The organism is Pseudomonas sp. 34 E 7 (assembly GCF_900005715.1).
GTDB lineage: Bacteria > Pseudomonadota > Gammaproteobacteria > Pseudomonadales > Pseudomonadaceae > Aquipseudomonas > Aquipseudomonas orientalis_A.
In genome coordinates this window covers 88,940-103,355 of record NZ_CVTX01000134.1, presented here as the reverse complement: position 1 = coordinate 103,355, position 14,416 = coordinate 88,940, and the positions used below count along the sequence as shown (strand labels likewise).

Annotated in this window: 13 protein-coding genes; 4 read left to right on the top strand and 9 right to left on the bottom strand. The window is 61.0% G+C overall.

Annotated elements, in window-relative coordinates; translation table 11 throughout:
- The 3 genes from BFP96_RS12515 to BFP96_RS12505 form a co-directional block, all read left to right on the top strand.
- Nucleotides 1-1,268: RHS repeat-associated core domain-containing protein (locus BFP96_RS12515; RefSeq protein ID WP_177343731.1), on the top strand; the 1,268-nt coding region annotated here is incomplete at its 5' end.
- Complete coding sequence (locus tag BFP96_RS12510) at nucleotides 1,268-1,672, top strand: Imm50 family immunity protein (protein ID WP_065897477.1); 405 nt, start codon at nucleotides 1,268-1,270, stop codon at nucleotides 1,670-1,672. The genes BFP96_RS12515 and BFP96_RS12510, both read left to right, overlap by 1 nt.
- 117 nt (nucleotides 1,673-1,789) lie before the next feature.
- On the top strand, nucleotides 1,790-2,152 hold the full coding sequence (locus BFP96_RS12505; protein WP_065897476.1) for an Mpo1-like protein: 363 nt from the start codon (nucleotides 1,790-1,792) through the stop codon (nucleotides 2,150-2,152).
- A 3-nt stretch (nucleotides 2,153-2,155) separates the two neighbouring features.
- Here the strand turns inward: BFP96_RS12505 and BFP96_RS12500 are convergent, their stop codons facing one another.
- The 3 genes from BFP96_RS12500 to BFP96_RS12490 form a co-directional block, all read right to left on the bottom strand.
- Nucleotides 2,156-2,953 carry an acyl-CoA thioesterase gene (locus BFP96_RS12500; protein WP_065936309.1) on the bottom strand — a complete coding sequence of 266 codons (798 nt, stop codon included), beginning with the start codon at nucleotides 2,951-2,953 and terminating at the stop codon, nucleotides 2,156-2,158.
- An 89-nt stretch (nucleotides 2,954-3,042) separates the two neighbouring features.
- Nucleotides 3,043-3,804, bottom strand: coding sequence for a CHAD domain-containing protein (locus tag BFP96_RS12495; RefSeq protein ID WP_065936308.1), 762 nt, complete (start codon nucleotides 3,802-3,804; stop codon nucleotides 3,043-3,045).
- 41 nt (nucleotides 3,805-3,845) lie between these two features.
- A complete protein-coding gene (locus BFP96_RS12490; protein WP_003238638.1) occupies nucleotides 3,846-4,124 on the bottom strand; it encodes a hypothetical protein in 279 nt (92 codons plus the stop codon).
- 217 nt (nucleotides 4,125-4,341) lie between these two features.
- On the opposite strand from BFP96_RS12490, the gene BFP96_RS12485 reads away from it, so the two are divergent.
- Nucleotides 4,342-5,379, top strand: coding sequence for a patatin-like phospholipase family protein (locus BFP96_RS12485; RefSeq protein ID WP_065886464.1), 1,038 nt, complete (start codon nucleotides 4,342-4,344; stop codon nucleotides 5,377-5,379).
- Nucleotides 5,380-5,880: 501 nt separating this feature from the next.
- On the opposite strand, the gene BFP96_RS12480 is transcribed toward BFP96_RS12485, so the two are convergent.
- The 6 genes from BFP96_RS12480 to kdpF all read right to left on the bottom strand — a co-directional run bounded on the left by BFP96_RS12480 (nucleotide 5,881) and on the right by kdpF (nucleotide 13,994).
- Complete coding sequence (locus tag BFP96_RS12480; RefSeq protein WP_065893603.1) at nucleotides 5,881-6,570, bottom strand: response regulator; 690 nt, start codon at nucleotides 6,568-6,570, stop codon at nucleotides 5,881-5,883.
- Between the two features lie 130 nt (nucleotides 6,571-6,700).
- A complete protein-coding gene (locus BFP96_RS12475) occupies nucleotides 6,701-9,352 on the bottom strand; it encodes a sensor histidine kinase (RefSeq protein ID WP_065936307.1) in 2,652 nt (883 codons plus the stop codon).
- Nucleotides 9,353-9,496: 144 nt separating this feature from the next.
- On the bottom strand, nucleotides 9,497-10,042 hold the full coding sequence (gene kdpC, locus BFP96_RS12470; RefSeq protein WP_065893601.1) for a potassium-transporting ATPase subunit KdpC: 546 nt from the start codon (nucleotides 10,040-10,042) through the stop codon (nucleotides 9,497-9,499).
- 83 nt (nucleotides 10,043-10,125) lie between these two features.
- Nucleotides 10,126-12,189 (bottom strand): potassium-transporting ATPase subunit KdpB, encoded by a 2,064-nt coding sequence (gene kdpB / locus BFP96_RS12465; RefSeq protein WP_256095209.1) that lies wholly within the window; start codon nucleotides 12,187-12,189, stop codon nucleotides 10,126-10,128.
- A gap of 11 nt (nucleotides 12,190-12,200) precedes the next feature.
- Nucleotides 12,201-13,895: a potassium-transporting ATPase subunit KdpA gene (gene kdpA, locus BFP96_RS12460; protein ID WP_065936306.1), complete on the bottom strand. Its 1,695-nt coding sequence runs from the start codon at nucleotides 13,893-13,895 to the stop codon at nucleotides 12,201-12,203.
- A gap of 9 nt (nucleotides 13,896-13,904) precedes the next feature.
- Complete coding sequence (kdpF, locus tag BFP96_RS12455) at nucleotides 13,905-13,994, bottom strand: K(+)-transporting ATPase subunit F (protein WP_003218754.1); 90 nt, start codon at nucleotides 13,992-13,994, stop codon at nucleotides 13,905-13,907.
- Nucleotides 13,995-14,416 lie beyond the last annotated feature (422 nt).

Genomic DNA, 14,416 nt, shown 5'->3' with positions numbered 1-14,416 from the left:
ACCTCGCCCGCCTGATCGACACCCGCAAAGGCGAACACCGTTACCGCTACGACCCACTAAACCGCCTGACCCGCGCCGATCACTCGCAAGACGTGCAGGAGCGTTTCGGCCACAACCCCGCCGGCAATTTGCTTATGCAAGACAGGCCGGGCCCGGACATCGTGGCGGGTAATCGCCTGATGATCCAAGGCGATCACCATTACGACTATGACGCTTTTGGAAATCTAATAAGAGAACGGCGTGGCAAGGGCCAGCAACTCGTCACCGAGTACCGCTACGACTGCCAGCACCGGCTGATCGGCGTCACCCAACCCAACGGCCAAACCGCAAGCTATCGCTATGACCCGTTTGGTCGGCGCATCAGCAAAACCCTCGAAGAGAAAACCACAGAGTTCTTCTGGCAAGGCGATAAGCTGATCGCCGAACACCATGCCGATCACCATCGCAGCTACCTCTACGAACCCGACAGCTTCCGTCCGTTGGCACTGCTGGAAGGCTTCGGGCCGGAAGAGACCAAGCCCTACCACTACCAACTCGACCACCTCGGCACACCGCAGGAACTTACAACGCCCGACGGCGACATCGTCTGGTCCGCCCACTACCGCGCCTACGGCGAAATCAGCCGCCTCGACGTCGGCAAAGTCGACAATCCGCTGCGCTTCCAAGGCCAGTACTACGACCAGGAAAGCGGCCTGCACTACAACCGCCATCGCTACTACAATCCAGATATTGGTCGCTACCTGACGCCCGATCCGGTGAAGCTGGCGGGTGGGATCAATGGGTACCAGTATGTGCCCAGTCCTACAGGATGGATTGATCCCCTGGGACTGAACGCGAATTGTCCCGGCCTAGGCAAGAAAAAACCGACCTGCTCTTTGCCTGCTGAACCGGATATACCTGATCACTCTCGCAAAGGTGCGTTTAGGCAAGCAAAAAGGGACGCCAATATACCGATGACCCAAAATCCTGATGTGATGAAAAATCCGAAGTCAGGAAGGACGAAACAGTACAAAATAGAAAAAATGACTGATTTGAATGATGAACACATATTAGATGAGAGTGGTAGACCCATATACTCAAGGGTGTATCAATTCACGAGAGCAGACGGCTCTAAGGTTCTTATTCAGGACCATTCTGCCGGGCATAAATTTGGCAGGGCGGACGGTATAGGAGACCAAAAAGCGCACTTCAATTTGCGACCTATTGCAAAGCCTCGAAACGGAACCGTAGACGGCGGCAGGGATCATTACAACTTTAGGAAAAACTGATGAAGTATTGGAATGAATTAGATCAAAATATTTTTTTTGAAAAGATTTTTAGCATGCCCATAGAAATTGGAAAAATCGCTCTTTTTTCTTTGCAAATAGAAAATGATCGACCTTCTGTGGGGTTAGGATTCGACATACCCGAGTTTCCAGATATTTTGCCAAAAAAATGGGAAGGAAAAGGCTACAACACCTGCAGAATGGGTATTGATTGTCATGGCATTCATGAATTAAAAATACACAACATTCCCGTTAGAGAAGTATTCTTTGTCGTTATCACTAAAGAAAATAATCATTTCCACTTTAAAGCGACCAACAAAAGCTCTTTAATTGAATTCAAGGCCAAATCCATTTCAATTTGCGATCCGAATGTATACATAAATGGACCAGATGATTATTTTTTCTAGATCTTAAAAATTCTGCATGCGCCCCTATGAACTCCATAGTTAGCCTTAATTCGTACCCTTGCCCATCTCAACCTAAACTCCCTCCAAGTTGTTTCAACGGACAGAGGATTCACCATCATGGGCAAACGTCACCCCAATCTCCCCGCCTGGCAATGGCGTCATTACCCACAAAACCATCAGCACCCGGCCAACCTGGCCTTGCACCTGATTGCCGTGCCGCTGTTCATCATCGGTTTCTTGTTGATCGTCTCCGGTGTGTTCAGCCTGAGCCTGGTCAGTGTTGCCATCGGCGTGATCGGGATCGTGGCGGGCCTGGCGTTGCAGCGTCATGGCCATAGCCTGGAAGCCCAGGCCAGTGAGCCGTTCAGCGACCGTAAGGACGCGGTGCAACGCCTGGTGGTCGAGCAGTTCGTGACGTTTCCGCGCTTTGTGCTCAGCGGTGGCTGGTGGCGCGCCTGGCGGCTGCGCCACCCGCGTTGAGCGTCAGGCGAAGACCACTACGGTCTGGCGACTGAGGGCGATCAATTCGCCGGTCGGGCTCCAGAGCGCGGCGGCGGCGTGGCCATAGCCGTCGCGGGCGTGTTCGATGTTGACGTGGTATTGGCACCAGTCAAGGGTGGTCAGGTCGTGCAGTGGCTGGACCAACTCGATGGTCCAGGTCAGGGTGCTGCCCGGCGCTGGCTTATTGAGGTGCGGGAGCAACGCCGGGGGCCAGGCATCGACCAGTGCGAGGATATGCGCCTCGGTCAGCGGCTCTTCCTTCACATCCCCACGCAAACGCACCCACCCGCCCATTTCACGGGATTTATTGCCGGTAAACGGCAGGCCGCCGACGCTCCAGCGCATTGCCAGGTGTCGCATGAATTCGGGGGTGACGCCCTTGATATACGGCAGTTCCTGGCATTCATTCCAATGTTTGAACACCGGTGGCGGCTCGCTCGCCACGTCGATTTCCGACTGGCGGGCCGCACCGAAACTGGCCTGGACCAGGGTCGCCACTTCACCGTTCTGCACCACACGACCCAGCAATTGGCTGACGGCCTTGCCCTCGCGCAATACTTCAACTTCATAACTGGCCGGCACATCCGGCGCTACCGGGCCGACGAAGGTGATCGCCAGTGAGCGCAGCGGCCGGTCGTCCGGCACTTGCGCCCGCAAGGCCTCGTACTGCAAGGCGGCGACCAGACCACCAAACGTGGCGCGGCCCTGGGCCCATTCGGCGGGAATGGTGACATCCAGCGGATGGCTGCGAGCAGCGTCGAGCAAATCACTAAAGCGCATGGCGACCTCACATCAAGCAAATGATGAGGGGATCTTAACCATCCACCCCGCCAGGTACAGCGCCTATTCCGGCCAAAAGCCGGACCGGTTCAGAAACAATGGGCGCTGAGCTTGTCGAGCACACGGTCCGCCCGTGCCTCGGCCTTGACCATGCCGGCACGCCAGGTCGCAACGCAGGGCTGCAAGTCCGCCTGGTGCTCGGCCTGGAGCAGCCATTGCCAGCAATCATGCCAATCACCCAGAGCACCCTGCGCTTTTTTCAAACCGGCCACGGCGTTGGCCGGCAGCTTGTCCAATTCGGGATACGCTTCGGCCGCATAGCGCACACGCTTGATCAGCAAGCGCAAACGGTGGCGATCATGTTCTGGATCCTTGAGCGCGTGCTCAAGGGTTTTCCATTGCTTGGCCAGGCGTTTCTGGATGCGTGAGCGCAGGCCCTTGAGCAATTTCTGGTGTTGGGAGGCACGGATAAAGCGTGGAAACGCATCAAGGATCTGCAGCAGGTGGGCAAGCTCCGGGCTCTGCGCCACCTGGCGATAGGCCTCAGGCTGCAGGCGCAGACGACGCTCAGCTGCCTGCTGGTGCCCGTGCTGTTGCAAGTACGCCGCCAGCACTTCACGGTCACGCAGTGGGGTGGTCAATTGGCCGACCGTGCGGGCAGCGGATTCAAGCTGTTCGACACCCGGCAACCCGCGCAAGGGCCGCAACAGGCTGCGCAGGCGGCGCACCGTGGTGCGCAGATCATGCAAGGCTTCATCGTCGGTGACGGCAGCAAGACGAGCCTGGCAGCTCAGCAACCCTACTTCCAGGCCAATGACCTGAGCAACTAACTGATTGACCAGCGCTGACATCCTGCCCTCCCTTTGCGATGAAAAATGCTATGCGTGGCTGATCAACGCCCGGCGCGTGACTCACGAATATAGAAGCGCGCCTTCTCGGCCTTGTTGGAGCAGCCTTCGAACGCTTCGAATTGCTGCTGGGTCTTGGCCCCTGTCAACAGCGACAACGCCTTGGAGTAGCTGACGGTGCCGGCGAAGCCCTCGGCCTTGGCCAGGTCCAGTTCTTTCCAGGCGGCATCCAACTGCGACCCGCAGCTGTCGCGATACGCGGTCTTCCCGGCACAGCCCGCCAAGGCCAACAGGATCACAGGTACACACATCCAGGCTTTCATTGATGACACCTCAAAATATACAAAATCTGTCGTAGCCTGTAGACGTTGCCTACAGGGAAAAGTGCCTTGTCCCTAGCCTGAAATCAGTAGTACCTATTGCCAGAGCATACCCGAGCCTCGTAGCGATTCTGGAAAAATATTCTCAGGGCTCACCAAGGATTGAAGCGGCCCCCTGGATGGGTGCATTGTGGGCACCTGTTTTGCGAAGGGTCTGGTCATGAAAAAACGTGTTGCCTTGGTGTTGGGCTCCGGCGGGGCCAGGGGCTACGCCCATATCGGCGTGATCGAAGAAATCGAACGACGCGGCTACGACATCGCCTGTATTGCCGGCTGCTCGATGGGCGCCGTGGTCGGCGGAATCTATGCCGCCGGCAAGCTGGACGAGTATCGAAACTGGATCGAAAGCCTGGATTACCTCGACGTATTGCGCCTGGTGGATGTGAGCTTTCGCCTGGGCGCGATTCGCGGTGAAAAGGTGTTCGGGCAGATCCGCAAGATCGTCGGCGAAATCAATATCGAAGACCTGCGCATCCCCTACACCGCCGTGGCCACCGACCTCACCAACCAGCAGGAAATCTGGTTCCAGGAAGGTTGCCTGCACCAGGCCATGCGCGCCTCGGCAGCGATCCCCAGCCTGTTCACGCCGGTGATGCAAGGCAACCGCATGCTGGTGGACGGTGGTTTGCTCAACCCGTTGCCTATCGTGCCGGTGGTGTCGAGCCATTGCGACCTGATCATTGCGGTCAACCTCAACGCCACCAACCAGAAGCACTATCACCTGCCGGTGATCCAGCGCCCGCCGGCATTCAAAAGCCGCTTCAACAGCCTGGCCAAATCATTGGGCTCGCACCTGCCGTTTCGGCGTAAACAGGCCGAGCAACTGATGAAGCTCGAGCAGGAAGCCTTGCAGGCCCAGGCCGCCGAGATCAATCCATGGCTGGACTCGGCCGAGCCCGAATCCCAGCAACCCGCCGCCGCCCCGGAAAAAGCCGGCGCGCCGAAGTCGGCCACGGGCTCGTTCATCATCGACAATGTCGGGCCAGCCTCACTGCTGGACCTGATCAACCAGAGTTTCGAAGTGATGCAAACGTCATTGGCACAATACAAAATCGCCGGTTACCCGCCGGATGTGCTGATCAACGTGCCAAAGCGAGTGTGCCGTTTTTTCGAGTTCTACAAGGCGCCGGAGTTGATCGCGCTGGGGCGGGAAATTGCCAGCGATACGCTGGATCGGTATGAGAGTGAGCAGGCCTGAAACTCCGACTGTTATGGATGCCCTCATCGGGAACGTTGTAGGCCGTAGCAGCCAACGGTACCACGATGCGAAGCGAGTCGCTCTTGATCTTGATCTGCTTTTGATCTCAGGCGCCCCGTTAAACCACGCTGGCCGAACGCAGGCTTGAATCCGTGGGTAACCCGGCAGGACGCCGGGTTAGCCGCACTGGGCCAGGGATGGCCCATTGCGGCGGCCCACGGATTCAAGCCGGAGAGAGGGCACACCGAGCATGAGCGAGGTGCCGAGTGGTGGGGCAAGAGCCCTTTGGTTACTTTGGGGCTTTTCCAAAGTGACCCGCCGTCAGGGCGGAACCCTAAGTGGCCGTTACCTAAATAATGGATATGTACTCGGCCCAATCCAACATCCCGGCCAGCCCAGAGGCCGCCATCGGGGGCAAGTCGAATCGTCGCACCGCCCCTCCCACATTTTGATCTGTGAATACATTCAAAGTGTGTGAGGCCGCTTCAGGCCCCGGCAAACTCAAGCACCCAGCAACCGATACCCCACCCCCACCTCAGTCACGATAAACCTCGGCTGCATCGGGTCATCCGCCAGCTTCTGGCGCAAATGCCCCACCACAATGCGCAGGTAGTGGCTGTCTTCGGTGTGGGTCGGCCCCCAGATGTTCTTGAGCAATTGCTGCTGGGTAATCACCCGCCCCGCATGCCGCGCCAGTTGCGCCAGCACCGCGTACTCCTTGCGGGTCAGTGCCACTTCGACGCCGTCGAGCAGAACACGGCGGTAGGCCAGGTCCACCGTCAGCGGGCCGAAACTCAACGCAGCCTCCTGAGTTTCCCCAGCCGGAGCCTGGCGCAATAAGGCGCGCACACGGGCGAGGAATTCCTGGATACCGAAGGGCTTGGTCACGTAGTCATTGGCACCACCGTCAAGGGCTTGGACCTTCTGCGCTTCGCTGGCCCGCACCGAGAGCACCAATACCGGCACCGTCGACCACTCGCGAAACTCGCGCAGCACCTGCTGGCCGTCCATATCGGGCAGGCCCAGGTCAAGGACGAGCAAGTCCGGTTTGCTCAACGCCGCCTGAGCAAGGCCTTCGTTGCCGCTACCGGCTTCGATCACCTTATAGCCTTGGGAGGCCAGGCTGATGCGCAGGAATTTGCGGATCTGCGGTTCGTCATCAATGACGAGAATCGTCGAGGTCTGGCTCATGGTGTCTCAGTTAAAATCAATTAAAAACCAACCCATGCAGGAGCGAGCTTGCTCGCAAAAAACCTCTAGGCGCCGCGTACATTCAGGAAGCCATCTTTATCGTTAACGACCTTCGCGAGCAAGCTCGCTCCTACAGGTTTTGCTCCAGGGCAGGTTGTGTAGGCAATGGCAGGAACAAGGTAATACAGGTGCCCCGCCCTTCAATACCGTCGGCCACACTGATGTGCCCACCGTGCGCGCCGACCATGCCCTGGCAGATCGCCAACCCCAGGCCGGTGCCCTGCCCGCCGCGATCACCGCGCGCAGCGGTGTAGAACATATCGAAGATTTTTGCCCGTTCGTCCTCCGGAATTCCCGGCCCCTCATCGGCTACGGCAAAAAACACCTGGCCGTCCGACACACCGGCGCTCAACTGCAAGCGGCCCTGGGGCGGCGAAAAGCGCGCGGCGTTTTCCATGACATTGACCAGGGCCTGCTCGATCAACGCCGCATGCACATAGAGCAAGGGCAAGTCCGGCGGCACATCAGTGTCGACCTGCAAAGGCGCCAGCACGGCGCGAAGGCGGCCAAGGGCACTGCCGACGATATCCCCGGGCGACACCCAATCGCGCGCCAGCTTCAGCGCACCGTGGCCCAGGCGGGTCATGTCCAGCAGGTTCTGGATATAGCGGTCGAGGCGCTCGGCTTCATCACGGGTACCTTCGAGCAATTCGCGACGGTCCTCCAAGGGGATCGCCTCACCCAGCGCCAGCAGGCTGTCGATACTGCCGCGCATGGAGGTCAGCGGCGTACGCAAATCATGGGAGACGGAGGCGAGCAAGGCGCTGCGCAGTTGTTCGGTCTCACCGTGCAAACGCGCGGACTCCAATTCCTGCGCCAGCTGCGCACGCGCCAACGCCTGGGCCAACGGCTGGCTCAAGGCCGTGAGCAGGCGACGGCGTTGGCCACTCAACTCCATGCCGGCTTTCGCGCTGACGCCCAGCAAGCCCAGGGGGCCCTCTTCACCCGACAACGGCCACCACCACCAGCGTCCAAACGGCAAGGTGCCGGTGCCCATGCCTGCCGGTTGGTCGTGCTGCCAGGCCCAGTCGGCGGCGGCACGCTCGGCCTCGGTGAGGGTCAGCGGGCCACCAGTCTCGATCCTCCAACCGTCCTGGCCGTCGCGATTGACCAGGCACAGATCCAACTCATTCCAGCCTTGCAGGTGATGAGCCGCTGCACTGATGACCGCCTGGCGGTCCGTGGCGGCGGTGAGCTTGCGGGACAGGTCGAGCAGCTCGCTGGTTTCTTCCTGGGTATCGCGCAGCGCCTGTAATTGCCGACGCTGGCGTGCGGCCAGGTTGCCGGTGAGCGCCGCCATCAACAGGAAAAACAACAGCGTCAGGACGTCCTCTTCACGCTGGATCGCGAAGGAGAAATTCGGTGGGATAAACAGAAAGTCGTAGGTCATGAACGACAACGCCGCACACACCAGCGAAGGCCCCAGGCTGCTGCGCACCGCCACCAGCAGCACCGCAGCGAGGAACACCAGCGAGATATTCGGCAACGGCAAGAGGCTGGACACGCCCGATGCCAGGCCGGCGGCAACCAGGGTGGCCACCACGGCCAGGGCATAATCGAACCAGCGCAGCCCACGCACATCCGGCAAGCGCGGCGCTGCTGGCCTATCGTCGCTGTCGAGCACGTTGATTTCCAGCCCCCGCGCATCGCGCAGCAAGCGTGCGGCAAGGCCACCGCCGAACAGACGCCGACGCCAGCGCATGCGCGACTGCCCCACCAATACCAGACTGGCGCGGCGCTCGGCGGCATGCTGGATCAACGTCCTGGCCACCTCGCCGGCCCGCAGCAACACCACCTCACCGCCCAGGCGTTCAGCCAGTTGCTGGGCATTCTGCAGGCGCAGCCGTGACTGTTCATCCCGCGCGCGGCCGTTGTCGACATGCACCAGGCTCCACGGCAAATGCCGCCGCTGGGCGACACGGCTGGCATGGCGCACCAGGCGTTCGGCTTGCGCATCGCCATCGACCCCCACCAGCAGGCGACCCCGCACCGCCGGCGCCGCTTGGCCGAGCTGGCGATATCCCTGGGCCAGATCGTCGTCGACATGGGCGGCAGCGGTCTGCATGGCCAGCTCGCGCAGGGCCATCAAGTTGGTCTGGGTGAAAAACGCATCGATGGCCGCACGCGCCTGTTCCGGCACATACACCTTGCCGTCGCGCAGGCGCTCGAGCAATTCGCGGGATGGCAGGTCGATCAGCAGCAGTTCGTCGGCCTCCTGCAGCACCCAGTCCGGCAGGGTTTCACGCACCTGCACGCCGGTGATGCCACGCACCTGGTCGTTGAGACTTTCCAGGTGCTGGACGTTGACCGTGGTGAACACGTTGATGCCGGCTGCGAGCAGTTCCTGGATGTCCTGCCAGCGCTTTTCATGACGGCTGCCGGGAGCGTTGCTATGGGCCAGTTCATCGACCAGCACCAGCTTGGGCCGGGCCGCGAGCAGGCCGTCGAGGTCCATTTCTTCAAGCATTACGCCCCGGTATTCGCTGCGCAACAACGGCTGTTGCGGCAAACCGCTGAGCAAGGCTTCGGTCTCGGCGCGGCCGTGGGTCTCGACCACCCCGGCGATCAGAGCCACACCCTGGCGCAGTTGAGTATGGGCAGCCTGGAGCATGGCGTAGGTCTTGCCTACACCGGGCGCGGCGCCAAGGAAAACTTTGAGCCGGCCACGGCCGTTGCGGGGCAGATCGGCTAGCAGGGCATCGGCGCGGCCGGAGTCGCTCATGCGCGGGGGTTCCTCAGGTGTTCAAAGTAGTCAGGTTCAATGAAGATCAAATGTGGGAGGGGGCTTGCTCCCGATAGCGGTGTGTCAGTAACAGCTATTTCAACTGAACCAGCGCTATCGGGAGCAAGCCCCCTCCCACAGGGGTCAGAGTGTTTCCAGGGCCATGTTCAGCGCCAGCACGTTGACTACGGGCGGGCCTACCAACGGGCTTTCGATGTGTTCATCCAACAGCCGCTGCAAGGTCGACACCGGTACATTTCGTGCGGCCGCCACTCGCGCCAGTTGATAGGCAATTGCCTCGGGTGGCAAGTGTGGATCGAGCCCGCTGCCGGAGGTCGTCAGCGAGGCCAACGGTACCGGCCCCTGGCCTGGCACCTGTTGTTTAGTCGCGTCGTCAAAGATACGCGCGGCCAGTGCGGGGTTGCTCGGGCCAAGGTTGCTGGCACTGCTGGAAACCGTTGCGAACGCGCCGGCCGAAGGGCGTGGGTGGAACCAGCCGTCGCCGCTGAAATCCTGGGCGATCAGGCTGGAGCCGCGCACCTTGCCGCTGGCATCGCGCACCAGGCTGCCATTGGCCTGGTCCGCAAAGGCTACTTGCGCGACGCCGGTCACCACCAGCGGGTAGGCGACGCCGGTGATCAGGGTCATGAGTACCAGCAGGCTCAGGGCTGGGCGGATGATGTTGGACATTTCAGACTCCTCGGTGCAGTGATGCGGTGGGACGCGGAGCGTCCGGGGCGGCATTCCCACGCTGAGCGTGGGAATGATCAGGCTCAAACCAGGTGCAGCGCCGTCAGCAGCATGTCGATCGCCTTGATGCCCACAAAGGGCACCAGCAGCCCACCCAGGCCGTAGATCAGCAGGTTGCGGCGCAACAGCGCGGCCGCGCTCGCGGCTTGCACGCGCACACCGCGCAGGGCCAGGGGAATCAGCACCACGATGATCAGCGCGTTGAACACGATGGCCGACAGGATCGCACTCTGCGGGCTCTGCAAGTGCATGACATTGAGCACGCCCAGTTGCGGATAGATCGAGGCAAACAGCGCCGGCAGGATCGCGAAGTACTTGGCCACGTCGTTGGCGATGGAAAAGGTGGTCAGCGCACCCCGGGTCACCAGCAACTCCTTGCCGATCTGCACCACGTCCAGCAGCTTGGTCGGATCGCTGTCGAGGTCGACCATGTTCGCGGCTTCCCGCGCAGCCTGGGTACCGTCGTTCATCGCCATGCCGACATCGGCCTGGGCCAGTGCCGGGGCGTCGTTGGCGCCGTCGCCGCACATGGCGACCAGACGGCCGTCGTTCTGTTCATGGCGGATACGCGCCAGTTTCTTCTCAGGCGTGGCTTCAGCCAGTACATCATCCACGCCGGCTTCAGCGGCAATCGCGGCGGCGGTCAGCGGGTTATCGCCGGTGACCATCACGGTACGAATGCCCAACTTGCGCAGCTCGGCGAAACGCTCGCGGATACCGGGCTTGACCACGTCTTTGAGATGGATCGCACCGAGTAACTTGCCATCGGCGCACACCAGCAACGGCGTGCCGCCACTCTGCGCGATCTTGTCGATTTCCCGCGACAGCGCAGGTAACAGGTCGCTACGTTGCTGGCCGATAAACGCCAGCAGCGAATCCACCGCACCCTTGCGAAAGACGCGGCCCTGGTAATCGACACCGGATAAGCGGGTTTCCGCGCTGAACGGTACGGCGATCAGTTGCTCCAGCGTCGGCTCGGCCTGGGGGTGCAAGGCGCGCAGGTATTCGACGATGGACTTGCCTTCCGCCGTGTCATCGGCCAGGGAGGCGAACAACGCGCCTTCAGCCACTTCCCGACCACTGACACCGGGCGCCGCAACCACGGCGGTGCAACGACGGTTACCGAAGGTGATGGTGCCGGTCTTGTCCAGCAGCAACACGTGCACATCCCCTGCCGCTTCCACCGCGCGACCGGACTTGGCGATCACGTTCAACCGCACCAGACGGTCCATGCCCGCAATGCCGATGGCCGAGAGCAAGCCGCCAATGGTCGTGGGAATCAGCGTCACCAGCAGTGCGACGAGGAACACCAGGGGCAGGCTGCCATTGGCGAAGTGAGCGAACGGCTGCAGGGTAACCACCACCAGCAGGAAGATCAGGGTGAGGCCGATCAGCAGGATATCCAGTGCAACTTCGTTGGGGGTTTTCTGGCGTTTGGCGCCTTCCACCAGCGCGATCATGCGGTCCAGGGTCGACTCGCCGGGGTTGGCGGTGATGCGGACCAGCAGCCAGTCCGATACCAGTCGAGTGTTACCGGTGACGGCCGAGCGGTCGCCGCCGGACTCGCGGATCACCGGGGCGGACTCGCCGGTAATCGCTGCTTCGTTGACCGCGGCGATGCCTTCGATCACTTCGCCGTCGCCAGGAATCATTTCGCCTGCCGCGACGCGCACCACATCACCTTTGCGCAGGCTGGTGGCCGGTACCACCTTGAAGCTGCCGTCGGCCTCCTTGCGGCGCGCGCTCAGGCCCTCACTGCCGGCCTTGAGGCTGTCGGCGCGGGCCTTGCCACGGCCTTCGGCCAAGGCTTCAGCGAAGTTGGCGAACAACACGGTGAACCACAGCCACACCGCGATTTGCACGGCCACGAAAGTCGGCACGCTGGTATCGGGCACAAAGCACAGCACGGTGGTCAGAATGGCGGTCAGCTCGACCACCAGCATCACGGGCGAACGTTGCAATTGACGGGGGTCCAGCTTGACGAACGCCTGGACCAGCGCCGGGCGCCACAACGCAGAGATCGCGGTTTTGGCGGGCTCCTGAGTGCGCGCGGGGGCAGCATTTTTTACAGACATGTTCATTCTCATATCCCCTTGACTTAGAAGCCCATGCTCAGGTGTTCAGCAATCGGGCCCAGCGCCAGTGTCGGCAGAAACGTCAGGCCGCCCACCAGCAAGATGGTCACGGTCAACAGCGTCACGAACAACGGGCCGTGGGTCGGAAAACTGTTCTGGCCAATCGGTGCGGTCTTCTTCATCGCCAGGCTACCGGCGAGGGCCAGGACCGGGAGGATGTAACCGAACCGGCCGATCAACATGCCCAGCCCGAGCATCAGGTTGTGAAACGCGGTGTTGCCGCTGAAACCACCGAACGCCGAACCGTTGTTGGCACTGGCCGAGGTGTAGGCGTAGAGCAACTGGCTGAAGCCATGAGGGCCAGGGTTGCTGATGGCTCCGGCCGGGCCGGGCAGGCTGGCAGCGATGGCACCCAGCACGAGCACACCCACCGGCATGACCAGCAGGGTCACTACGAGCAATTGCACTTCCTTGGCCTGAAGCTTCTTGCCCAGGTATTCCGGGGTGCGGCCGATCATCAGGCCGGCGAGGAACACCGCGATCAACACATTGAGCAACATGCCGTACAGACCGGCACCGACGCCGCCGAAAATCACTTCGCCAACCATCATGTTGACCAGCGCCACCATGCCGCTCAGAGGGTTGAGGCTGTCCTGCATGCCGTTGACCGATCCGTTGGAGGCCGCAGTGGTCGTCACCGACCAGAGCACCGTGCCGGTGGTGCCGAAGCGTGTTTCCTTGCCTTCCAGCGGCGCGGTGTGTTCCACGGCCGGGTTATTCAGGGTCGGATTGGGCTGGTACTCGGACCACAGCGACGTCGCGCCGCCAATCAGGAACAAGGCCAGCATGCACGCGAGAATCGCGCGGCTCTGACGCAGGTCTTTGACGTAGTGACCGAAGGTGAACACCAGGGCAACCGGGATCAGGATGATCGACGCCACTTCGAAGAGGTTGGCCCAGGCCGTCGGGTCTTCGAACGGATGCGCCGAGTTCACCCCAAAGAAGCCGCCGCCATTGGTGCCCAGTTGCTTGATCGCAATCTGGCTGGCTGCAGGGCCCAGGGGAATGACTTGATCCACACCCTGCATCGTCACGGCATCAACGTAATGGGCGAACGTCTGCGGCACACCCTGCCACACCAGGAACAGCGCCAGCACCAGGCACAGCGGCAGCAAACCGTAGAGCGTGGCGCGGGTCATGTCGACCCAGAAATTCCCCAGAGTCGCGGTGGATTTGCGACCGATCCCACGACAAAGCGCGACAAGCACTGCCAGGCCGGTCGCGGCGCTGACGAAGTTCTGCACGGTGAGGCCGACCATCTGGCTGAGGTAGCTCAGGGAGGCTTCGCCGCTGTAGTTCTGCCAGTTGGTATTGGTCATGAAACTGACCGCGGTGTTGAACGCCAGCGTCCATTCCTGGCCCGGCAATTTCTGCGGGTTGAGTGGGAGATAGTCCTGAAACAACAGGATGGCGAACAACAGCAGGAAGCCCGCCAGGTTGAACGCGAGCAAGGCCAGCATGTACTTCTGCCAGCTTTGCTCTTGTTGATCGTCCACACCCGCCAGGCGATAACAGGCTTTCTCGACAGGCTCCAGCACCGGCGTCAGCCACGTGCGCTGGCCTTCCATCACCTTGTAATAGAACCGCCCCAGAAACGGTGCCGGCACCAGTACCACGGCGAAGAAGGCGATGATCAGCCAATAGTCATAACTGTGCATAGCCCGCTCCTAGTTCCGATCCGCGCGTAACAGCGCAACCAGCAGATAAATGAACAGCGCCACGGCCAATAGCAGTGACACCCCGTCCAGAACGCTCATGGAAGTTTCTCCGTTTAACGGCGAGTGCCGCGTGTGGGGCAATTGTCCGCAGGAGGGGTGTAAAGGAACGAGAGCGAGGCGGGGCGCGGGGCGTAAAGATGGCGTAAAGAATGGCTTTATGCGCGGTTTACAGGGGGGTTGCAGTGGCTGGCTGGGCCTCATCGGGGCATAGGTATCTACACAATTTTGGTGCGACACCGCACCTGTGGCGAGGGAGCTAACGCGTATCTTCCTGACGCTCGGAGGTCCAAATGTGGGAGGGGCGGTGCGACGATTCGACTTGCCCCTGATGGCGGCCTCTGGGCCGACCAAGATGGTGGATTGGGTTGAGTACATATCCGTTTCTGCGGTAACGGCTACTTAGGGTTCCGCCCTTACGGCGGCTCACTTTTGAAAAGCGCAAAAGTAAGCAAAACGCTCTT